This is a genomic window from Bradyrhizobium sp. ISRA464 (assembly GCF_029910095.1).
Taxonomy (GTDB): Bacteria; Pseudomonadota; Alphaproteobacteria; order Rhizobiales; family Xanthobacteraceae; genus Bradyrhizobium.
The window spans coordinates 2,919,559-2,940,074 of the sequence record NZ_CP094526.1; the positions used below are offsets into that span (position 1 = coordinate 2,919,559).

17 protein-coding genes are annotated in these 20,516 nt (G+C 62.7%); 10 read left to right on the forward strand and 7 right to left on the reverse strand.

The features are described from left to right. Positions 1–116: 116 nt before the first annotated feature. Positions 117–353, forward strand: coding sequence for a DUF1127 domain-containing protein (locus tag MTX19_RS13365; RefSeq protein WP_280983998.1), 237 nt, complete (start codon positions 117–119; stop codon positions 351–353). A gap of 151 nt (positions 354–504) precedes the next feature. Here MTX19_RS13365 and MTX19_RS13370 read toward each other — a convergent pair whose 3' ends face one another. Together MTX19_RS13370 and MTX19_RS13375 are read right to left on the reverse strand one after the other, a co-directional pair. Continuing rightward, entirely contained in the window at positions 505–930 is a 426-nt protein-coding gene (locus tag MTX19_RS13370; protein WP_280986018.1) for a universal stress protein, read from the reverse strand. A 134-nt stretch (positions 931–1,064) separates the two neighbouring features. Next, positions 1,065–1,607: a histidine phosphatase family protein gene (locus tag MTX19_RS13375; RefSeq protein WP_280972519.1), complete on the reverse strand. Its 543-nt coding sequence runs from the start codon at positions 1,605–1,607 to the stop codon at positions 1,065–1,067. A 95-nt stretch (positions 1,608–1,702) separates the two neighbouring features. Here MTX19_RS13375 and MTX19_RS13380 point away from each other — a divergent pair, with 95 nt between their 5' ends. The 6 genes from MTX19_RS13380 (at position 1,703) to MTX19_RS13405 (ending at position 13,338) form a co-directional block, all read left to right on the forward strand. Then, the gene (locus MTX19_RS13380) at positions 1,703–3,193 is read left to right on the forward strand and encodes an FAD-binding oxidoreductase (protein WP_280986019.1); all 1,491 of its coding nucleotides are present in this window, start codon (positions 1,703–1,705) and stop codon (positions 3,191–3,193) included. A gap of 62 nt (positions 3,194–3,255) precedes the next feature. Then, entirely contained in the window at positions 3,256–3,756 is a 501-nt protein-coding gene (gene msrB / locus MTX19_RS13385; protein ID WP_280984001.1) for a peptide-methionine (R)-S-oxide reductase MsrB, read from the forward strand. Positions 3,757–3,941: 185 nt separating this feature from the next. Beyond that, positions 3,942–5,750 carry a flagellar hook-basal body complex protein gene (locus MTX19_RS13390; protein ID WP_280984002.1) on the forward strand — a complete coding sequence of 603 codons (1,809 nt, stop codon included), beginning with the start codon at positions 3,942–3,944 and terminating at the stop codon, positions 5,748–5,750. Between the two features lie 44 nt (positions 5,751–5,794). Beyond that, entirely contained in the window at positions 5,795–7,672 is a 1,878-nt protein-coding gene (gene flgK / locus MTX19_RS13395) for a flagellar hook-associated protein FlgK (protein ID WP_280984003.1), read from the forward strand. Positions 7,673–7,679: 7 nt separating this feature from the next. After that, on the forward strand, positions 7,680–9,560 hold the full coding sequence (locus tag MTX19_RS13400; protein ID WP_280984004.1) for a flagellar protein: 1,881 nt from the start codon (positions 7,680–7,682) through the stop codon (positions 9,558–9,560). A 418-nt stretch (positions 9,561–9,978) separates the two neighbouring features. Continuing rightward, positions 9,979–13,338 carry an adenylate/guanylate cyclase domain-containing protein gene (locus MTX19_RS13405; RefSeq protein ID WP_280984005.1) on the forward strand — a complete coding sequence of 1,120 codons (3,360 nt, stop codon included), beginning with the start codon at positions 9,979–9,981 and terminating at the stop codon, positions 13,336–13,338. A 67-nt stretch (positions 13,339–13,405) separates the two neighbouring features. Here MTX19_RS13405 and MTX19_RS13410 read toward each other — a convergent pair whose 3' ends face one another. Both MTX19_RS13410 and flbT read right to left on the reverse strand, forming a co-directional pair. Beyond that, positions 13,406–14,701, reverse strand: a complete 1,296-nt coding sequence (locus tag MTX19_RS13410) for a patatin-like phospholipase family protein (RefSeq protein ID WP_280984006.1) — start codon at positions 14,699–14,701, stop codon at positions 13,406–13,408. Positions 14,702–15,728: 1,027 nt separating this feature from the next. Beyond that, the gene (gene flbT, locus MTX19_RS13415; RefSeq protein WP_280984007.1) at positions 15,729–16,160 is read right to left on the reverse strand and encodes a flagellar biosynthesis repressor FlbT; all 432 of its coding nucleotides are present in this window, start codon (positions 16,158–16,160) and stop codon (positions 15,729–15,731) included. A 369-nt stretch (positions 16,161–16,529) separates the two neighbouring features. Between flbT and MTX19_RS13420 the strand changes: the two genes are divergently transcribed. The 3 genes from MTX19_RS13420 (at position 16,530) to MTX19_RS13430 (ending at position 19,099) form a co-directional block, all read left to right on the forward strand. Continuing rightward, positions 16,530–18,128 (forward strand): flagellin, encoded by a 1,599-nt coding sequence (locus tag MTX19_RS13420; protein WP_280986020.1) that lies wholly within the window; start codon positions 16,530–16,532, stop codon positions 18,126–18,128. 212 nt (positions 18,129–18,340) lie between these two features. After that, on the forward strand, positions 18,341–18,706 hold the full coding sequence (gene flaF, locus MTX19_RS13425) for a flagellar biosynthesis regulator FlaF (protein ID WP_280984009.1): 366 nt from the start codon (positions 18,341–18,343) through the stop codon (positions 18,704–18,706). Positions 18,707–18,733: 27 nt separating this feature from the next. Next, positions 18,734–19,099 (forward strand): hypothetical protein, encoded by a 366-nt coding sequence (locus MTX19_RS13430; protein ID WP_280984010.1) that lies wholly within the window; start codon positions 18,734–18,736, stop codon positions 19,097–19,099. Between the two features lie 18 nt (positions 19,100–19,117). Here MTX19_RS13430 and MTX19_RS13435 read toward each other — a convergent pair whose 3' ends face one another. From MTX19_RS13435 to flgJ, 3 genes are all read right to left on the reverse strand, one after another. Beyond that, a complete protein-coding gene (locus MTX19_RS13435; RefSeq protein WP_280984011.1) occupies positions 19,118–19,504 on the reverse strand; it encodes a hypothetical protein in 387 nt (128 codons plus the stop codon). A gap of 157 nt (positions 19,505–19,661) precedes the next feature. Continuing rightward, the gene (locus MTX19_RS13440; protein ID WP_280984012.1) at positions 19,662–20,159 is read right to left on the reverse strand and encodes a hypothetical protein; all 498 of its coding nucleotides are present in this window, start codon (positions 20,157–20,159) and stop codon (positions 19,662–19,664) included. Between the two features lie 21 nt (positions 20,160–20,180). Continuing rightward, positions 20,181–20,486, reverse strand: coding sequence for a flagellar assembly peptidoglycan hydrolase FlgJ (gene flgJ, locus MTX19_RS13445; protein WP_280984781.1), 306 nt, complete (start codon positions 20,484–20,486; stop codon positions 20,181–20,183). Between the last annotated feature and the right edge of the window lie 30 nt (positions 20,487–20,516).

Below are 20,516 nucleotides of genomic sequence, written 5' to 3' on the forward strand. Positions count from 1 at the left end.
CCCGCTATTGCACTGAGGAGAGCGCAAGCACTCCGAAGTCCCTGACGGCGCAGACGCAGAATACGCGTTTGCGTCAAGGGCATCGCTTGGCCGTGCGGGCGCCAAAGGAGATGACAATGACCACGATATCTTCAGCTGCGACGCTGCCCGCGCGGCCTGGTGTGTTGGGCAGATTGCTCCGATTGCTCCGAGGTTGGAGCGATGCAATTGTCACCTATTGGATGCGCCGCGAAGCGATCAAGACGCTGCACGAGCTCGACGACCGGTCCTTGCGCGATATCGGGATCCCACGCTGCCACATCGAGATCGCCGTCGCCGGCAATGTCGACCTGGAGCTCATCCGTATCCGCTGAACTTGCGGGGCGCGGCACTGGCCGCAAGGCTAAAGCGCGATGAGATTGCGTTGAATCGTCAGCGCGCTTTAGCTCCTTGTTTGAGCATGATCTCCGCGCAAACGCGTTCCGCGTTTGTCGCGAGGGAAAACCGCTTCACGCTTTTCCGGATCTAGTGCCGCACCACCAGCACGGAGCATTTGGCGTAGCGCACGACGTGTCCGGCATTCGAGCCTAGGAAATAGGTGCGCATCGCCGGGCGGTGCGACGTCATCACGATCAGGTCGGCCTTCATCGCGGCAGCCTCTTCGAGGATCTCGTGATAGATGCCGCCCTGGCGGACCACCCCCGAGATGCGCGTCGGCTCTATGCCGGATTCGCGCGCCACAATGGCAAGGGCCTCTTCCGATGTTTCGCGCTGCTGGGTGTCAAAATCCGCCGGCACATATTCCGCGAGCATCACCGGTGTCATCGGCAGCACATTGAGCAGGCGGATCGAGCCGTTCCACGTCTTCGCCAGCGTTGCAGCGGTTGCGATCGCCGGCTTCGCCAGATCGGTATCGGCGAGGTCGATCGGCACGAGAATGGACTTGTACATCTGCGCCTCCTGTCCGCGATTGGTCTGGAGCCGTTTCGTCCCTGCGACGCCGTGCCTCTTGTTATCTTGACGCGAACCGGTCCCCTGTCGCGCAGGGGAACTATAGCATGGTGGGGCTGCGATGTCCGCCAATGTCAGCTGCGCGAGGCCTGCTTCAACAGTTTCGGACTGACGAACAGCACGAGCTTGCCGCGGCGGAAGGACACCTCGTTCCAGTCATTGGTCGCGAAGTCGAAGACGGCCAATCCCGAGGTCGGCAGGTTGTGTCTGAGCGCGCGCTTCGCGTCGTCGTCGCCGCTGCCGGTCAGCGTCAGCGCGAGCTCATGCATGCCGGGATTGTGTCCGACCAGCATCAGCCGCTTCGGATCGGTGGCCGAGGCCATCCGGATCGTGGTCAGCAAATGTGTCGGATCCGCGCCGTAGAGTTCCGGCTGGAATTCGACTTTCGGCTGCGGCGTGTGGCCCTTCATTGCGTCGCGCACGATCTCCCAGGTCTGCGTCGCACGGACCGCGGGCGACACAAACACCCGGTCGGGGAACGGCGGATGGTGGGCGATCCAGCCGCCGATCTCCGCTGCATCGCGGTGACCGCGATCGTCGAGACGACGGTCGTGGTCCCGTCCCGACGGCGCGTCGGTTTCGGTCTTGGCGTGACGCAGCAGCAGCAAACGGCGCATGGACTTCCATCTCGATTCGTTCAATCGGAATTAATTCTACAGGCTCATGCCCTGGACAAGGTGACAAGCGCCGCAGCGGTTCGTAAGAAAACGCCATGAGCGAGACTTCCACAAGTGCGGCAGACGGCCCGGATGGGGTGGCCTCGCCGTTCCGCGAGCGCTTGGCGTTCGATCTCGATGTCGACATCTGTGTGGTCGGGGCAGGGCTTGCCGGCCTGACGGTGGCGCGCGAGGCCGCACGGCTCGGCGCAAGCGTCGCCGTGCTCGAGGGCCGCCAAGTCGGCTGGAACGCCTCCGGCCACCATCTCGGCACGGTGATGCCGGGTTTCGGCCTGCCGGTCGCGGACCTGATCGAGCGTGTCGGCCTCGAGGATGCGCGCGAGCTCTGGGCGCTGTCGAAGGAGGGCGCCGAATATGTCCGCGCCACCGCCACCGAAGAATTGATGCCTGGCATCGGCTACAGCGAAGGCGTGCTGGAAGTCTCCAACGTCGATGTCGGCGAGGCGCTGATCGGCCGCCTGCAGATGCTCGCTGAGGATTTCGCGACCGAGGTCGAAGGCTGGCAGGTCGATCGCGTGCGCAGCATGCTCCGGACCGGCCGCTACTTCCACGGCATCCATTATCCGAAGGCGTTCCAGATCGACGGCCGGAAATACGTTCACGGCCTCGCGGATCTGGCGACACGGGCGGGTGCGCGGATCTTCGAGGACACGCCGGTCGTCAGCATCGACTTCTCAGGCATCCGCAAGCGCATCGTGACGCCGTCGGCGCGGCTGCGCGCCGGGCACATCGTGCTCGCGGGCAATGTCCATCTTGGTGCGCCGCTCAAGCGATTGTCGGACACGCTGCTCCCCGTGTGGCGCTACGCCGCGCTGACCGAGCCGCTCGGCGAGCGGCTGGCGGAGACGATCGCCTTTTCGGGCTCGGTGACCGACAGCGACGGCATCGACCATTTCCGTATCGTGGGCGGTGATCGCCTGTTATGGGCCAGTCCGGAAACCACCTGGGACGCGCGGCCGCAGCGCTTCGGCGCCGCAGTGCAACGGCGGATCGCCACGATGTTTCCGCAGCTCGGCAAGGTGCCGATTGTGGAGGTGTTCGGCGGCGCAGTCGGCGTCACCGTGCATGGCATGCCGCAGATCGGCCAGTTGCGCAGAGGCCTGTGGGTGGCGAGCGGCTTCGGCCGGCAGGGGCTCAACACCTCGGCGGCCGCCGGACAGTTGATTGCGCGCAGCATCCTCTGGGGCGACGACCGGTGGCGGCTGTTTTCGCCGTTCGAGCTGGTCTGGGCGGGCGGCGCCACCGGCCGCGTCGCCGGCCATTTTGTCAGCCTGTGGACGAGGGGGGCCTCGTCGGCTGCGGGCGTCCTGGCGCGCTACCGCGAGGGCGCGCGGGCAAGGGAGCGGTCCCGCGAGGCGCGGCTGGCCGAAGCCAATCTCAAAGCGGGAACCAGGGGGCCAATCGGTCGGCCGCCGCCGGGTGCCGTGCGTCTTGCACCACCACGGGCGCCTGCGCCGGTGCCGGACGACGAGCCGTATCCGCACGCCTCGCGAGAAAGTGAGAGGATCCCCGGCGGGCCGGTGTAACGTTGTGCGGCTGCCTTCGTATTTGATGGCGAATAATGGGCCGTCCGCATCGGAGAACATTGATGATCGATCGCCGTATCCTGCTCGCTTCCGTCGCCAGCCTGCTCAGCATCGCCTCTCTCCGCTGGCTGCGCGCCTCGCCGGCGAAGGCCGCCGAGAAGTTCGAGGTCGAGAAGACCGACGCCGAGTGGCGTGCGCAACTCACGCCGCAGCAATATGAGATCCTGCGCAATCAGGGCACCGAGCGGCCGGGATCGAGCCCGCTGCTCAACGAGCATCGCAAGGGCATCTTCGCCTGTGCCGGCTGCGACCTGCCGCTGTTTTCGTCCGACACCAAGTTTGAGAGCGGCACCGGCTGGCCGAGCTTCTATCAGCCGCTGGAGAATGCGGTCGGCACCACCTCCGACCGCACCTTTGGCATGGTGCGCACCGAAGTGCATTGCCGCCGCTGCGGCGGCCATCTCGGCCACGTCTTCGACGATGGCCCGAAGCCGACCGGATTGCGCTACTGCATGGATGGCTTTGCGCTGGTGTTTCACCCGGCCACGCCCTCAGCCACCTGAGGCGTCCTTCCCCGGCAATTGTTGCCGGCCCGGCAATTGTGCCCCGGTCCAACGATCGGGGCTTTTTTTTCAAGCGCATGATTTTGTTACATTTTGTTTCCTGGCACGAGGCTTGCGACATGCTCCGCCGATGCGGCTGATCCTTCAATGACGAGTCGCCGGAATTTGAATTTGGAGAATATGTCATGGGTATCTTCGGCGCTCTCACCACCGCGGTCGGCGGCCTGCGCGCAGGGTCGTATGCGCTCGAAAACATCTCAGGCAACATCGCCAACTCGCAGACCACGGCGTTCAAACGCATCGACACCTCCTTTCTCGATCTCGTCCCGCAGACCGCGCTGACCGCGCAGCTCGCGGGCAGCGTCACCGCGCAGTCCCGCTCCACCAACACGGTGCAGGGCGACGTGCAGTCGGCGTCGGTCGCGACCTTCATGGCGATCAACGGCAACGGCTTCTTTGCAGTGCAGAAGCCCGGCAGCTTCACTGACGGCTCGCCGGTGTTCGACGGCGTCGACCGCTACACCCGCCGCGGCGACTTCCAGCTCAACAAGGACGGCTATCTGGTCAACGGCGCCGGCTATTATCTGGAGGGCGTGCCGATCGATCCGACCACCGGCAATCCCTCGGGCTCGTCGCCGCAGGTGCTACGGTTCAAGAACGATTTCCTGCCGGCGCAGCAGACCACCAAGATCGACTACCGCGCCAACCTCGCGTCCTACCCGCTGACGACCAAGCACGACACTTCGGTTCCAGGTTCCGAACTGATCCGGCCGGGCTCGTTCAGCTCCGGATACAACCCGCTGGTGCTGGGCACGCCCGCGGCGCCCTATACCGATGCCTCGACCACGGGCACGGTCCAGAACAACAAGGCGACGCCCTCAGTGCCGAACACCGGCAATACCGCGCTGTCGGGCACCGCCGGCACTGATTCGATCAACGCCAACTTCGTTGCCGGTGACACCATCACGGTTGACGGCACGGTCATCACCTTCGTCGCGTCAGGCGCCACCGGCAATCAGCTCAACGTCACCGACAACATCTCGACCCTGTTGCAAAAGATCGATTCGATCACCGGCACGGGCACCGCATCGTCGATCTCGGGCGGCTCGATCACCTTGCATTCGGGTACCTCGGCCGATCTCTCGATCACGAGCTCGAACTCCACCGCCTTCGCCGCGCTCGGCTTTGCCGGCGGCCAGGCGACCGCAACCCGTGGCGGCGGCGGCACCGTCGGCACCGGCCAGGTCATCGGCAACGACAACTCGACCTTCCTCGACCAAAGCGTCTCGGGCGGCGCGGTGACGGCCTACGACGTGTCGGGCGCGCCGGTGAATCTGCAGTTCCGCTGGGCCAAGACCGACAGTTCTTCGCTTGGCGCCGGGCATACCGATACCTGGAACCTGTTCTACCAGGTCAATCCCAATGCGACGGGCACCCAGGTCGCCTGGCAGAACGTCAACATCAACTTCACCTTCGGGTCGAACGGTCAGATGTCGCCGCCGATCGCGTCGGTGACGCTCAACAATGCCGTCGTCAACGGCGTGTCGCTCGGCAGCCCGGTGATCAACTTCGGCAGCGGCGGCGTCACCCAGTTCGCCGACGCCAACGGCAACGTCCAGGTCAACCAGATCCAGCAGGACGGCTTCCCCGCCGGCCAGCTGCAATCGGTCAGCGTCTCCACCAACGGCCGCATCGTCGGCAACTACACCAACGGCCGCAACATCGATCTCGCCGAGATCTCGGTTGCGACCTTCAACGGCACCAACTTCCTGAAGCGTATCGACGGCGGCGCGTTCGAGGCGACCGACGAGTCGGGCGCCGCGCTGTTCGGCAAGGCCGGCACCATCGTCGGTTCCTCGCTCGAAAGCTCGAACACCGACATCGCCGACGAGTTCACCAAGCTGATCGTCACGCAGCAGGCCTATTCGGCGAACACCAAGGTCATCACCACCACCAACTCGATGGTGCAGGATCTCCTCAACGTGATGCGCTGATCGCGGCGATGACGGGCGGCACGAGTAAAGGCGAGTAACAGATCATGGGTTTGAGCCAAGCCCTTTCCACCGCTATGTCGGGCCTGCGCGCCACGCAGGCTTCGCTCTCGCTGGTGTCGTCGAACGTCGCCAATTCGGAGACGCCCGGCTATACCAAGAAGACGCTGAACCAGGTCGCCGGCACCACCGGTGACTACGGATCGAGCGTTCTGATCAGCGGCGTCAACCGTCAGCTCGACGAGTTTCTGCAGACCCAGCTTCGTACCGAGACATCGGGGGCGTCCTACGCCGACATTCGCTCGACCTACCTCGCTAACCTGCAGAGCGTGTACGGCAACCCCGACTCTACCGGCACGATCGAGGATACCTTCAACAAGCTCCTGACCGCGATCCAGGGCCTGTCGACCAGCCCGGACTCGCAATCGGCGCGGATCGGCGTCGTCAATGCCGCGCAGGCCATGGCGCAGCAGCTCAATGCGACCTCGCAGGGGATCCAGACGCTGCGCGCCAACGCCGAAGCCGGCATCAACGACTCGGTCAATACGGCCAACAACGCCCTGACGCAGATCGCCCGTATCAACGTTCAGCTGCAGGCCGGCGGCCAGACCGACGCATCGACCGCGGCACTGCTCGATCAGCGCGACCAGTACATCACGCAGCTCTCGCAGCTGATGGACATCCGCACGGTCACCAACAGCCAGAACCAGGTGACCGTGTTCACCAATTCCGGCGTGCAGCTGGTCGGTACCGAGGCGGCGCAGCTCAGCTTCAACGCGCAGGGCACGATGACGCCCAACGCGCTGTACAATTCCGATCCGACCAAGAGCACGGTCGGCACCATCAGCATCACGTTCCCGCATGGCGGCAGCTACGACCTGGTGTCGACCAACTCGATCCGCTCCGGCAAGATTGCCGCCTATCTCGAGTTGCGCGACAACACGCTGGTGAAAGCGCAGGCGCAGATCGACCAGTTCGCGGCCTCGATGGCGAGCGCGCTGTCGGACAAGACGACCGCGGGCACCGCGGCGTCGGCGGGGGCGCAGTCCGGCTACGACCTCGATCTCTCGGGGCTGCAGAGCGGCAACGTCATCCACGTCTCCTACAAGGACAACACCACCGGCGCCACGCACAACCTCTCGATCGTCCGCGTCGACGATCCGAGCGTGCTGCCGCTGAGCAACACCGCGACCGTCGATCCAAACGACGAGGTGCTTGGGATCGATTTCTCCGGCGGCATGAGCTCGGTGCTGTCGCAGCTCAACGGGGCGCTCGGCGCGACTGCGGGGCTGCAGTTTTCCAATCCATCCGGATCGACCCTGCGCGTGCTCGACGACGGCGCCGCCAACCGTTCGGATGTGACGGCGGCATCCGTCACCACGACGGTGACCTCGCTCACATCGGGCGATCCGCAGCTTCCGCTGTTCACCGACAATGGCGCGCCCTATACCGGCGCGATCACCGGGAGCGGCTCGCAGATGACCGGTCTTGCCGCCCGCATCAGCGTCAACAGCTCTCTCGTCGGGGATCCCTCGCGCACCGTCGTGTTCTCGACCAATCCGCCGACCGCGGCCGGCGACACCACGCGCGCCAACTTGCTGCTGTCGCAGTTGTCGATGGCGTCCTACAGCTATTCGCCGCAGACCGGCCTCGGCACCAATAGTGCGCCGCTCACCGGCACGCTGGTGAGCTTCGCGAGGCAGTTCATCAGCCAGCAGGGCGAGGCGGCGACGGCTGCCAAGCAGCTATCGGACGGGCAGGACGTGGTGCTCAATACGTTGCAGAGCAAGATGAACGCGACATCGGGCGTCAACATCGACGACGAGATGGCGCACCTGCTGGCGCTGCAAAATGCCTATTCCGCCAACGCGCGCGTGATGTCGTCCATCAAGCAGATGTACGACACGCTGATGCAGGCCATGTGAGGACTCGATGTCGATCGACGGCGTTAGCGGCAGGACCTCCTATATCGGGGCGACCATCCTCAATCTGCGCAGCCAGCTCAACGATCTGACGACGCAGCTCGCGACCGGCAGGGTCTCGACGACCTATGCAGGGCAGGGGCCGGACCGCGGCTTCGCGCTGAGCCTGCGGGCGCAGATCAGCAGCATCAGCGCATTCTCCGACACCGCGTCCAACCTCAATACGCGCCTGGGCGTCGCCAATCTCGCCTTGCAGGGGCTGAGCGACATCGGCACCCAGGTGAAGAGCGCATCGACGACGGCGACGCTGACCCTTAACGACAAGGGTCAGACATCGGGCCAGATCACGGCGCAGGCCGCTTTCTCCAATGCGGTCGCGATGCTGAACAGCCAGTCGGGTGACCGCTATCTGTTTTCCGGCCGCGCCATGGATACGCCGGCTACCGTGCCTGCCGACACCATGCTGAACGGCACCGCGACGCAGGCCGGCCTCACGCAGCTGATCAACGAGCGCAAGCAGGCCGATCAGGGCACCAACAATATGGGCCGCCTGACCGTGTCGTCGCCGCCGGCGACCACGACCGTGACCAGCGTCGCCGAGGACGGCTCGGCCTTCGGTCTGAAGCTGCTGTCGGTGCAGTCGTCGCTGACCGGCGCCAACGTGACGCAGCCGACCGGTGCGCCGCGCGCGGCCTCGGTCGATCTCGGCGCGGTCAATCCGAATGAAGGCGATACAATCAAGTTCAACTTCACGCTGCCCGACGGCACGACCGAAGCGATCGAATTGACGGCGACCAAGACGAACCCGCCGCCGTCAGGCTCGTTCCTGATCGGCGCCGATACCGCGGCGACGACGGCCAATCTGCAGTCGACGCTGACGTCGTCCATCAAGACGTTAAGCGACACGTCGCTGGTCGCCGCGTCGGCCATTGCGGCGTCGAACAATTTCTTCAATCCAGTGGCGACGGTGTCCGGCAGCGCGGTCAACAACCAGGCCACGCCGCCTGCGCCGATCACCGGGGCGACGGCCCTGTCGGGCGCGGCAGGCACGGACTCGCTGGCCCCGAGCTTCGCGGCCGGCGACACCATCACGGTGAACGGCACGCCGATCACCTTCGTGGCCTCGGGCGCGACCGGCAATCAGGTCAATATCACCGACAGTGTCCAGACGCTGATGGCGAAGATCGACCAGATCACCGGCACCAAGAACCCGTCGACCATCAGCAATGGTGCGATCACGCTGCACGGCGCCGACGGTGCGAACCTGTCGATTTCGAGCTCCAATCCGGCGGCGTTCGGCGCACTCGGCATCGCCAACAACACGACCGCTGCTCCGGCGCCGCTGCGGGTCGGCGGCCCGCCCTTCAACACCGCGACCGGCCTGGTGGCGGGAACGCCTGCAAACACCGTGTATTGGTACACCGGCGAGAGCGGAACGGATTCGGCGCGCGGCACCGCGGTCGCGCAGGTCGACCAATCGATCACGGTGCAGTACGGCGCGCGCGCCAACGAGCAGGCGTTCCGCTATCTGCTGCAGAACGTCGCGGTGTATGCGGCGGTCACGACCAACGCCAGCAATCCGAATGCAAGCGCGCAGGTGACGGCGCTGGCGCAACGCGTGACGGCGAACCTCGCTCCGCAGAACGGGCAGCAGCAGATCCAGGACGTTCAGGCCGAGTTCGCTGGCGCGCAGTCGGCGACCAAGGCAGCGACGGATCGCCAGACCCAGCTCAAGGGAATGGCGCAGACGATGCTCGACTCGATCGAGGGCGTGAACCAGGACGAGGTCGCGACCAAGATCCTGGCCCTTCAGACCAGTCTACAGGCGTCGTACCAGACCACGTCGATGCTGTATCAGACGACGCTGCTGAAATATCTGCCGATTGGCTGACCGCGCGGCTTCAATTTTGCAACCATGAAAAAAGGCCTCCTCGCGGACCAGCCCCTAGCTTAAATGTGGAATCGCCAAAATGGCGATTCCACATGGCTTTTTGAACAACCCGACAAACGCCTCGTCGACGCTCAGTCGCATTAAAATCGGTATCGGGAAGGCGTGAATTGCGCCCTTGGCCGTCAGTCGTACCGGCCAACCGACAACGCCCCGTGGCCATGGCCTCAGAATTTACGTCCGCTTTTGGGGGCATAAAGGACTTGACCGGCTTCGGTGCTGTCGCGACCCGGTCGCGAATGACCCCAAACTGACATAGCTTGGCAGTTCGGCGCCTCGTCGACAGATGTGCCTTCGCAGGCTTCTTCAATGTGCTATTCTCCAAAGCGCGGTTCTGATCGCATATGCCATAAGGTATACCATGACAGGTATTGCAGAGTGGCTAGCATCGATCGGTTTGGGTGAATACGCCCAGCGTTTCGCCGAGAACGCCATCGACCTCTCGGTCCTCAGAGACCTCACCGAACAGGACCTCAAGGACCTTGGCGTCCTGCTTGGGCACCGGCGCAAGATACTGCGCGCGATCGCAGAACTTAAGGGTGATGTCCTTGCGTCAGCTCAAACCGGGGCGAAACCAGCGCCACGGGACAGCGCCGAGCGGCGCCAACTCACGGTCATGTTTTGCGATCTGGTGGGCTCGTCGGCGCTTTCGGCCCGACTGGATCCGGAGGAGTTGCGCTCGGTAATCGGCGCCTATCACGCCTGCATCGCGGAGGTCATTGTTCGGAATGAGGGCGTCATCGCGCGGTACATGGGGGATGGCGTTCTTGCCTATTTCGGCTATCCGCAGGCGCACGAGGACGATGCCGAGCAGGCGACACGCGCGGGGCTGGCACTGGTCGATGCCGTAGCCAACCTCCAGACAGATGTTGGCACCAAGCTACAGGTCCGCGTTGGCATCGCCACCGGCTTGGTAGTCGTGGGCGATCTGACCGGCGAAGGCGCCGCCAAGGAGCAGGCGGTCATTGGTGAGACGCCGAACCTGGCTGCTCGCCTGCAGCAGTTCGCCGAGCCCGGTATGGTGCTGATCTCCGAGAGTACGCACCAGCTCACCGATGGATATTTCGAATTCCGCTATCTCGGCTCTTTCGCGCTCAAAGGATGGGCGGAGCCAATACCTGCCTGGCACGTGCTCGGAATAAGCGGAGTGCAAAGCCGCTTCGAGGCGCAGCACAAGACTCGATTGACACCGCTAATCGGGCGTGACGAGGAGATCGAGTTGCTGTCGCGGCGCTGGCAGCATGCCGCGTCAGGGGATGGCTGTGTAGTGGTTCTAAATGGAGAGCCGGGCATCGGTAAGTCGCACATCGCGCTGGCGCTTCAAGAGCGGCTCAAAGCCGAACCATATATTGCGGTACGCCATTTTTGCTCGGCGCACCACACCAACAGTGCGCTGTATCCATTCATCGCCAACCTCGAACATGCTGCCCGGTTCGAACGAGGCGAGACGCCGACGGAGAAGTTTGCCAAGCTTGAGGCTCTGCTGTTGCGGTCAGGCGCTGACGCAGACGCTGTGGTGCCGGCTCTGGCCAACCTTCTATCGCTGCCGGTCAGCGACCGCTACCGCCTGCCCGAGCTGAGTCCGCAGAAGCGCAAGGAGATGACGCTGGCGGCGTTCTTGGCTCAGCTCGGCGCATTGGCGGCGCGGCAGCCAGTGTTGATCATCTTTGAGGATGCCCATTGGGCGGATCCGACTTCGCTGGAGCTGCTCACGGTTACACTGGAAAAGGTGCCGCGACTTCCGGTGCTGTTGCTCATCACCGCGAGACCGGAGTTCACGCCGCCCTGGCCTGGTCATGCACATGTGACGACGGTCTCGCTCACACGGCTGAACCGGCGCAACGGTGCGGCATTGGTCGAGCGCGTCACGGCCGGCAAGACGCTCCCGGAGGAGGTAATGGACCAAATCCTCGCCCGTACCGATGGCGTGCCCTTGTTCGTGGAGGAACTGACGAAGGCCGTGCTCGAAACCGGGCTGTTGCAGGAGCGGGACGACCATTACATGCTCAGCCGTCCGCTACCCTCGATGGCGATTCCAACGACATTGAGCGCATCGCTGATGGCCAGACTCGATCGTTTGGCTCCGGTGAAGGAAGTGGCTCAGATCGGCGCCGTTCTGGGGCGGGAGTTCTCCTACGAAACGCTGAGCGCCGTTGCCGAGATGCCAAGGCAGAGGCTTGAGGAGGCGCTTGCCCAGTTGGTTCGAGCGGAGTTGATATTCTGCCGGGGCGAGATACCCCGAGCGGTCTATACCTTCAAGCATGCGCTCGTGCGGGACGCTGCCGAATCGGGACTTCTGAAGAGCCGACGCACAGCGCTGCATGCCACCATCGCAGACGTCTTCGAGCAACGGTTCCCGGAAATTGTGGAGGCTCAACCCGAGACTGTGGCGCTCCACCTTACGGAGGCGGGACTGTTCGAAAAGGCAGCGGAATATTGGCTCCAGGCAGGCAAGAAGGCGGCCATGCGCTCCGCCAATCTCGAGGCGATCGCACACTTGTGGAAAGGCATCGAGGCCTCGGCCCATTTGGCCGACGGCGCACTGAAGGACAGGCTGGAGCTTGATTTCCAATTCGCGCTGGGACCATGCCTGATCGCTACCCAGGGGCCGGCCTCGCCCCGAGCGGTAGCGACCTTCGCTCGTGCGCGCGAGCTGTGCCAGCGCCTTGGAGATCCCCCCGAGCAACTACAGATCATGTTTTGGTTGACCACCGCGAGCGTCGTTCGTGGTGAGTTGCCGGTCGCCGAGGAAATGATCTCGGCGCTGCTCGATCTCGCGGAGACGCGCGGCGATCGACCAGCGTTGCTCAACGCGATGCGTGGGCAAGGGATGATTCGCCTTTTCATGGGACATCTCAAAGGCGCCCACGAAGTGGTCGAACGGGCCTTCGAAGCGTTCGAGGCGAGCAGCGAGCAGGACAGATTGGCGGCGCGTGCCGCCGGCCAGGATGCGGGCGTGGCCGATCTTGCCCTGATGTCATGGGCGCTCTGGCTGCTGGGCCGCGCCGATACGGCAATCGCTCGTCTGGATGCCGCCATTCAGCGTGCCGACGCCATCAGTCATCCGCATTCGCAGGCCTATGGATGCTATTATGCGTCCATTCTCCACGCTCTTCGGGGCGAGTTCCCGACTGCACACCGCTATGCGGAACGCTGTCTCACCTTGTCGGAAGAGCACGGATTCCGGCAATGGCGAGGATTGGCGCGCGCCGTCCGGGGGATAAGTGCCACCGTTCTTGATCCTTCGTCCGCAGCGCTCGCGGAAATCCAGGCTGCGCTGAACGAATATCGCGGCGCGGGCTATCAGCTCGGCATCACAGCACTGTACGTGCTTCTGACTCCGGCCTTGTTGTCGAGCCATCAATGCGAAGCTACGCTGGAGCTGATCGAGCAGGGTCTCGCCGCAACCAGCCGCAATAGCGAACGGATATTTGAGGCCGAACTGTATCGACTGAAAGCGCGCCTGTTGCTCGTCCGCGGCTTACCGGAAGCCAGCACCGAGGTGCAATCACTGCTCGATCACGCATTGACAACCGCAAGAGGCCAACACGCCAAGGCCCTCGAACTTCGAGTTGCAATGGACCTTGCCGCCTTGTGGATCGATCAGGGCAGGTGCGCTGAAGCGCTCGACCTGCTCGCGCCCATTTGCGCCTGGTTCACCGAGGGCCTTGAAACGCAGGATCTAAAGCAAGCAAGGGCGTTGCTCGACCAGGCGCAGTAGTTCTGCCTGGACTACAGAAACTGGGGCCCTGACTCGGCAACCGGTCGCTAGCCACTTTACTGTGGCACTACGCGTCCGCTCGCTTTCGACATTCCTGATACGTATCTTGCAGCTCTTGCCATCCCTCCGGGTCGTCTTTCGCCGGATTCTCATTTATGAAATGTGGCCCACCATGCGGTGGACGCTTTCCATGTTCGTTGTATGCCTTGATTGCGTGTTCCGCAGCGGCTTTCCCCAACCTTCGCCCCATATCCAAGTTGCTGTGATTCCATTTGAAACTGATGTGCCCCGGCACCCGAATCTCGACGATCGTGCCTTCCCACCGAACCTCGCCGGATTTTGGTTTGTCGTAACGCACATGGTATTTGAAGAGCCTGACGTCATCTTCGCCAACGGTCGCTGCGAACAATTGGCAGAGATTTGCCAGCGCATCATGAAGGTTCTCCGGTTTGCGGACTTGCTTCGCATCGACGATCCTGCTCACCCATATTTCGTCCAGCTTGTCGTCTGGCCGATGGTGCTCCTGGAGCAGGCTCTCGAAGTTGACCGTGTCGACCAGCGCTCCTTCGCAGTATGTAACTCCGTCGATCTTCACCGTTTCTTCGATGAAGGGAAGTGCCGAACACGCACATAGGCTGGATGCGCTGATAGGCCCCTTGTATTCTTTCTCGTCGGCCTTCTGGGTCATTGGACGGTTGGAAAACAACGCGAGCTTATGCTCGTCAAGATTCCAAGCGTTGTGAAATATGAATGGCTTATCGGGCTTCTTCAGCCTCTCGAAATTTATGCTCTTCATGAACTGGCTGTGCGGATAGTTGATCCTGGAGAGGCCAGTGACATGGGACAGATACATCATGGACGTGAAATAACGAACGAAAGGATTAGGTGCCAGCACCTGATTAAGAATCCATCCGTTGATGTCTCCCTTGTCCAGGTTCGTGAACTTCTTCTCGCCGTCTGTGTCAGGGTGTTGAGCAAACCAGAGCGACATGGAATCCCTGAAGGCATTCACCATCGCGAGTGGGTCCCATAAGTCCTTATAGGTCTTGGAATCTGTGACGAAGTTGGTCAGAGCCTTGCCGATGCTTTCCCAATCCGGGCCGAACACGGTGTTGATGGGAAAGCGCTTATAGCTTTCGTCGTCCCGAAACACGCCATTCTTGAAGAATTGATAGGTCTTTTCCGCCCTATCTTCATTTTCAACTTTATCAAACTGATTATAGACGATCCCAACCCAAGCACCGATGCAGGACAATGCCCACACATCAAAAGTGATGCCTGCCTTGGCAAGAGCTTCCAGAACCCCAATGTGCAGTCCTGCGGCCGGACCGCCACCGCCGAGCGCAATTGCTCTCTTCACCATTGGTTCCTCCAATCTAATTTATTGCGTGGCTATTCTCCGATCAATTCTAGATTGCGTGATGAAGAGATTAGTCGTTCCTGGGATCGTTGAAAAGCGTCCGTAGGGCCTCGGAAGACACCATTGAACCAAACCAGACAGCTCACAGATCCAGCATCGCGAAACGCGATGCGTGCGACGGAGCAGTAGACGTCGATGTTCGACGCTTTCGCGAACCTGCCGATCGCGTTGGCGCACGTCGGCCATTAGCCCGGGCTAGCGTATGCCGCGGTCACGTTTGGCTCTTCTCGTCCATTTGTGAACCAGTTCCCGTTAGATATCTATCGCTGACGATTACGCAGTAATCCAATCGTGACGTCCGTTATTGGCCGTGCGCCCCGAAGGCGCGAACCATCAGTAGAGGAGGATTCTACCCGGAAAGTTGTCGATTGGTCCGGTAGCTAGCGAGCAGCTTGGTCGGGTATGCCCAGTCCGGATGGAGAACGTCCTTCGGCACGCTTTGCAGCGATACCGTGCAGCACCGCTCGCGCTGGTGCCGTGCCGGAAGTAGGATTTTGGGTGCGAATCAACCAGTTTGGTGTGATTCTCGCGGGCGTCGTTGAGGCAACGATGTCCGCGGGGACGCGACAGCGCCTTCAGGTGCCGGTCGAACTCCTCCCAGACCGCCTTGTTGCTCTTGACGACGGTGTGGATGTTGCAGACGGAACAGCGGATTGACGCTTCGCCACGAGCTCCTGTGACAACGTACGGCGATCGATAGTTCGATCCACGCGACCTGCGCCGACGATCTATCCCGATTTCGGCTGGAACGCCGAAATTTTGGCAGAGCGGGTTTTTGCATGACGTTCACCCCCTCGAACGGGGGAGGGAGACGAAGCTGCGCACCTTCCGAAGATATCTCCGGCATGACCGACACCCCGAATTCCTTACGAAATAAGGGATGCCGATGAAAGGCGAGTTAAAATTCCACACTTAAGCTAAGGGCTGGTCCTCGCGGAGGCCTTTTTTGTCGTTGGGACGAGGGGAGGGCTCAGGCGCTCTTGCGGGTGTCGTCCTGGGCGGACGCCTGCAGGTTTCGTGCGTTTTCGAGCAGCTTCTCTTCGTGCGCGATCAGCTTCTTGGACTCCTTCAGCGCGTGATAGAGGTCGCCGTTGAGGATGAAATTGTTGATGCCCTCGATGAACGGCCATGCGCTCGGCATGGCGGTGATGATGTCGCGCACCAGGCTGAAATAGGTCGGGTGGTGCGCCATCGGATCCGGCGACAGATACATCAACTGCACTGCGAGGTAGATCAGCTTGGCCGGCGTATCCGCGGTCTCGGGCGTCAGGATGTCCTTCTCGCGCAGGATCGGGATGCGGTCGCCGTCGATCAGGAGGCGGGCGCGCTGGTCGGTGTTGGTGATCACGCAATTGCCGACGATGATGCGCTCGTTCGGCTTGAGTTCGACCTTCAGGGCCATGCCCGTTCTCCTTTGTCGGCAGTCGCGGGGGACGTCGTTGCTGCAGATCGAAATTGAGTTCGGCACTGCTTAGCTGCCGCTGTCGCAGCTTCTGGCCGATGCGACGGCGATCCTTTCCCATGATGGTTAACGATTGGTATACGCCGGCCAGGGCCGGGTCGACGTGCTGCGGAAATTCTCTGTCGTCTCAGTAGCTTTCCGGACGAACTTCATTCGGCCGCGATCATTTTACTCTCTTTCATTTGGCTTAAATGCCGGCGGGGAGATTTGGTTTTCTTTCGCGGCTTGTTTCGCACGATCGGCCATCCGCCCGATCAGAAAAGATCGGCGCGGTTTCTTCCCTCGGTTTCACACCAGAAAGGTATGAAAATGTCCGATCTTGTTCTCTCCGCTTCGGTTCGTCAGAACCTTCTCTCCCTCCAGTCGACCGCCGATCTGCTCGCCACCACGCAGAACCGCCTTGCCACCGGCAAGAAGGTCAACACTGCGCTCGACAATCCGACCAACTTCTTCACGGCGCAGTCGCTCGACAACCGCGCCAGCGACATCAACAACCTGCTCGACGGCATCAGCAACGGCGTGCAGGTGCTGCAGGCCGCCAACACCGGCATCACCTCGCTGCAGAAGCTGGTCGACAGCGCCAAGTCGGTCGCCAACCAGGCGCTGCAGGCCGCCGTCGGCTATTCCCAGAAGTCTTCGGTGTCGACCGCCGCGATCACCGGCGCGACTGCTGACAACCTCCTCGGCACAACCACCTACAGCAACGCCCAGCTTACCGGCTCCGTCGTCAACAACAACTTGTCGACGCCCGCTGCGATCACGTCGGCCACCAAGCTCGTCAGCGCGGCCAACTCCGACACCTTGGCGGCGACGCCGACCGGCGTCCTCACCGTGAACGGCAAGACGATCACGTTCTCGACGGCGCAGACCACCTCGACCACCGACGCGTCCGGCAACGTCACCCTCGGCACCGGTGCGGGCAGCACGCTGACCGTCGGCGACCTGCTCACGGCGATCGACGGCATCACGGGTGCGGCCACCGCCTCCTCCGTGTCGGGCGGCAAGCTCCAGATCAGCACCGGCACCGCCCAGGATCTCGTGATCTCCGGCACCGGCACCTCGCTGACCGCCTTCGGCCTGACCGCCGGCACCACCGCGCGCACCGCGAGCACCCCGCTGGGTGGCCTGATCCTGACGATCGGCGCGACCGGCAACGGCACCGCCACCAACATCACCTTCGGCACCGGCGCGGGCCAGGTGAAGTCCCTCAACGACCTGAACACCGCGCTTGCGGCCAACAACCTGCAGGCCTCGCTCAGCTCGGCCGGTGCGCTCACCATCAGCACCACCAACGATGCCGCCTCCGCGACCATCGGCACGATCGGCGGCACGGCAGCCGGCGCCGGCAAGCTGTTCAACGGCCTGGCGGGCAGCGCCCCGGTGCAGGATCCGACCGCGCTGGCCAACCGTGCCAACCTGGTCGACCAGTACAACAACATCCTGGACCAGATTACCACGACGGCCCAGGACGCGTCGTACAACGGCATCAACCTGCTCAACGGCGATCAGCTCAAGTTGACCTTCAACGAGACGGGCTCCTCGACGCTGAAGATCCAGGGCGTGACCTTCAATGCCACAGGTCTCAACCTCACCAAGCTGACAGCCGGAACCGACTTCCTGGACAACGCTTCGGCCAACGCCACGCTGAAGACGCTCAACACCGCGAGCGGCCAGCTGCGGACCCAGGCGTCGACCCTCGGCTCGAACCTGTCGATCGTGCAGATCCGTCAGGACTTCTCGAAGAACCTGATCAACGTGCTGCAGACCGGCTCGTCCAACCTGACGCTGGCCGACACCAACGAGGAAGCGGCGAACAGCCAGGCGCTGTCGACCCGCCAGTCGATCGCGGTGTCCGCGCTGGCGCTGGCCAACCAGTCGCAGCAGAGCGTTCTGCAGCTGCTCCGCTAAGCGCTGCCGCGACAGGCATCGATATGAAGGCGGCGGAGAAAACTCCGCCGTTTCTCTTTGTTTGCAGGTATTTCAATATCCGTCAGTGCCGCGAGAAAGGCGCATTTGGTAACGCTTGCTAACCATATTTAAAGGCGTTTTCTGGCATAGAAAATGAGCAGTCTCTTGCAGTCTCTGCGGTCCAAGAAATCCGCATCCATCGAGGTCATTGAATGTCGAATGCAGCCCAGGCCTACGCGCGCACGTCCGCAACGACTGCGTCTCCACGTGAAATCGAAGCGCAGGCGCTCTTGAAGGCCGCTCGGCAGCTGCAGGAAGTTCAGACCAACTGGACCGGACCCGGCAAGGAGATGGAGCAGGCGCTGCTGTTCAACCGTCGCCTGTGGTCGATCTTCATGAGCGCGGCGGAGGGCAATGACAATCCGCAGCCGCTCGAGATCCGGCAGAACATCGCCAATATCGGCGTGTTCGTGATGAAGCAGACCGTCGACATGCAGATGAATCCCGATCCGGCGAAGCTGAAGTCGCTGATCGACATCAATTGCCATCTCGCCGCCGGCCTGTCCGGCCGCGGCTGATCGGCCGGACTTCGACGGAGCCCCGGCATGGCCGATCTGATGAGCATCCTGTCGGCCAACTACAAGGCGGTCGGGCTGACCGTTCCGTCGAACACGCCCTATGTCGCGGTCGACCCGAAGCTCTATCAAGGCAACTGGAGCGGGAAGTACGCCAACAACAAGTCGTTCAACATCACGATCTCGAACGTCTCGGGCTTCCGCGCCAAGGTTCACTATCAGAGTGACGGCACCAGCAAGTATCAGGACGTGCTGATCAAGGACGGCGGGTTCCGTATCGGCGATACCAAGTTCACGCTGGTCCAGTCGGGCACGGCGTTGATCAAGAACGTCGTCACCGATCCGGCGACCGGATCGACCTATCTCGACCAGGCCTACGCCACGCAGGCGACCTGACGGTCCGGTTCTCTCCGCCTAGACCTGACGATCGGTCGAACGCGCGCGGGTTGGTGCATTCTTGCCGAGATCGAGGGTGCGGAAATAGGCGCGTCGGCGCAGCACCGCTTCTTCCGGATACTGCCTCACCACCAGGTTGGTGCGATTGTCAACCACCTGATAGACCACGGCGGCGGCATCGCGGTCGATGGTGACCTGGTTCGTGAACGTGGCTGTCTGAGTGGAGGCCTGCGCATTGGCGGCATTCGCGTCGATCGTGACGCGCACGGTCGGTTCCGGGGCCGCGACGCTCTGGCTCGGCGGCAATTCGGTTGCAACGGCTTTCTGCGCCGTCTCGCTTGCGGGAGATGCGATCGGCGCCGCAACCGGTGCTCCCACCGGCTTGATGTTGAAATCCGTACTCATGGCAGCCTCTTAGTGCGCAGGCACTAGTTTGCTTGAGTCAAATCCCAATCCGCAACTATGCGGCGGGATCCCTCAACAGGCTGTTAGAGAACACGCTGAACGCGGCGCTGACCTGTGTGGATCGAATTGAGGAAAATTGTAGGGAGCGCCGCGCGCGTCAGAGCGAGCGGCTGACGGCGATCGGCGTCATGTTGCGCGGGCCGGGCGCTGCGCGCCGTCCGGCCGCGGTGTAGGTGTTGGGGATGTTGCGCCGCTGCACCTCGGCGTTGACGCCGCGCACGATCCCTTCGGACACCGCATGTGCAGTCGCAAGCACTGTCAGGTTCACCTGGAGCATGGCGCGGAACGTCTCATGATGCCGCCGCAACGTCGCCAGCAGCTCGGGCTCGGTCTGCGACAGCATCTTCTGCATGGATTTCAGATGCTCGACCGCCATCATGTAACGCCGCGACAATTCCGATTTCTGCGCCTCGAGCCGCATGCCCTCGCGCACCTTGCCGGCGCGGACGAACTCGGTCTCCTGCTCGACGACGCCAAGCAGCGCGCTCATCACGTCCGTCAGCTCCTTGGCGAGCCTTGCGACATCGGGAGGCGTCGCCGTCGCGGGCCCTGCGGCGGGGGCGGTCGCGGGCCGCTGCTGTGGACGCTGGTTCATCGCGGTTCTCCTTGAGGCGAATTAGCTGTGGTTGGCTTGCTGCAGGATTAGCGAGCGATACACCTCGCTGGAGATGCCGACGCCGCCGGACTTGGCGAAGTTCTTGGCATATTGATCGGTCAGCATCGATCGCCACACGCCGGTGCCGACCGTATCGCCGAACGGGCCGTCGCCCTTCAGGCCGCTCGTCATCTGCGAGAACATCGAGCTCAGGAACATCGACTCGAAATCGGTCGCGGTGGCTTTCGCCTTGGCCTGTGCCTGCGGCGACACCTTGGTGAGTGCTTCCTGCAGCACCGGATCGGGGCGCCCCTTGTACAGCGGCATCGTCGTCTGCGTCGGCTTGCCGCCGGTGGC

Excerpts from the sequence above, each read along its gene's own strand:
- flgK (WP_280984003.1), top strand. The coding sequence starts at position 5,795 with ATGGGTTTGAGCCAAGCCCTTTCCACCGCTATGTCGGGCCTGCGCGCC.
- flaF (WP_280984009.1), top strand. The coding sequence starts at position 18,341 with ATGTCGAATGCAGCCCAGGCCTACGCGCGCACGTCCGCAACGACTGCG.
- MTX19_RS13390 (WP_280984002.1), top strand. The coding sequence starts at position 3,942 with ATGGGTATCTTCGGCGCTCTCACCACCGCGGTCGGCGGCCTGCGCGCA.
- MTX19_RS13365 (WP_280983998.1), top strand. The coding sequence starts at position 117 with ATGACCACGATATCTTCAGCTGCGACGCTGCCCGCGCGGCCTGGTGTG.
- MTX19_RS13430 (WP_280984010.1), top strand. The coding sequence starts at position 18,734 with ATGGCCGATCTGATGAGCATCCTGTCGGCCAACTACAAGGCGGTCGGG.
- msrB (WP_280984001.1), top strand. The coding sequence starts at position 3,256 with ATGATCGATCGCCGTATCCTGCTCGCTTCCGTCGCCAGCCTGCTCAGC.
- MTX19_RS13400 (WP_280984004.1), top strand. The coding sequence starts at position 7,680 with ATGTCGATCGACGGCGTTAGCGGCAGGACCTCCTATATCGGGGCGACC.
- flgJ (WP_280984781.1), bottom strand. The coding sequence starts at position 20,486 with ATGCCGCTGTACAAGGGGCGCCCCGATCCGGTGCTGCAGGAAGCACTC.
- MTX19_RS13435 (WP_280984011.1), bottom strand. The coding sequence starts at position 19,504 with ATGAGTACGGATTTCAACATCAAGCCGGTGGGAGCACCGGTTGCGGCG.
- flbT (WP_280984007.1), bottom strand. The coding sequence starts at position 16,160 with ATGGCCCTGAAGGTCGAACTCAAGCCGAACGAGCGCATCATCGTCGGC.
- MTX19_RS13420 (WP_280986020.1), top strand. The coding sequence starts at position 16,530 with ATGTCCGATCTTGTTCTCTCCGCTTCGGTTCGTCAGAACCTTCTCTCC.
- MTX19_RS13405 (WP_280984005.1), top strand. The coding sequence starts at position 9,979 with ATGACAGGTATTGCAGAGTGGCTAGCATCGATCGGTTTGGGTGAATAC.
- MTX19_RS13410 (WP_280984006.1), bottom strand. The coding sequence starts at position 14,701 with ATGGTGAAGAGAGCAATTGCGCTCGGCGGTGGCGGTCCGGCCGCAGGA.
- MTX19_RS13380 (WP_280986019.1), top strand. The coding sequence starts at position 1,703 with ATGAGCGAGACTTCCACAAGTGCGGCAGACGGCCCGGATGGGGTGGCC.
- MTX19_RS13375 (WP_280972519.1), bottom strand. The coding sequence starts at position 1,607 with ATGCGCCGTTTGCTGCTGCTGCGTCACGCCAAGACCGAAACCGACGCG.
- MTX19_RS13370 (WP_280986018.1), bottom strand. The coding sequence starts at position 930 with ATGTACAAGTCCATTCTCGTGCCGATCGACCTCGCCGATACCGATCTG.
- MTX19_RS13440 (WP_280984012.1), bottom strand. The coding sequence starts at position 20,159 with ATGAACCAGCGTCCACAGCAGCGGCCCGCGACCGCCCCCGCCGCAGGG.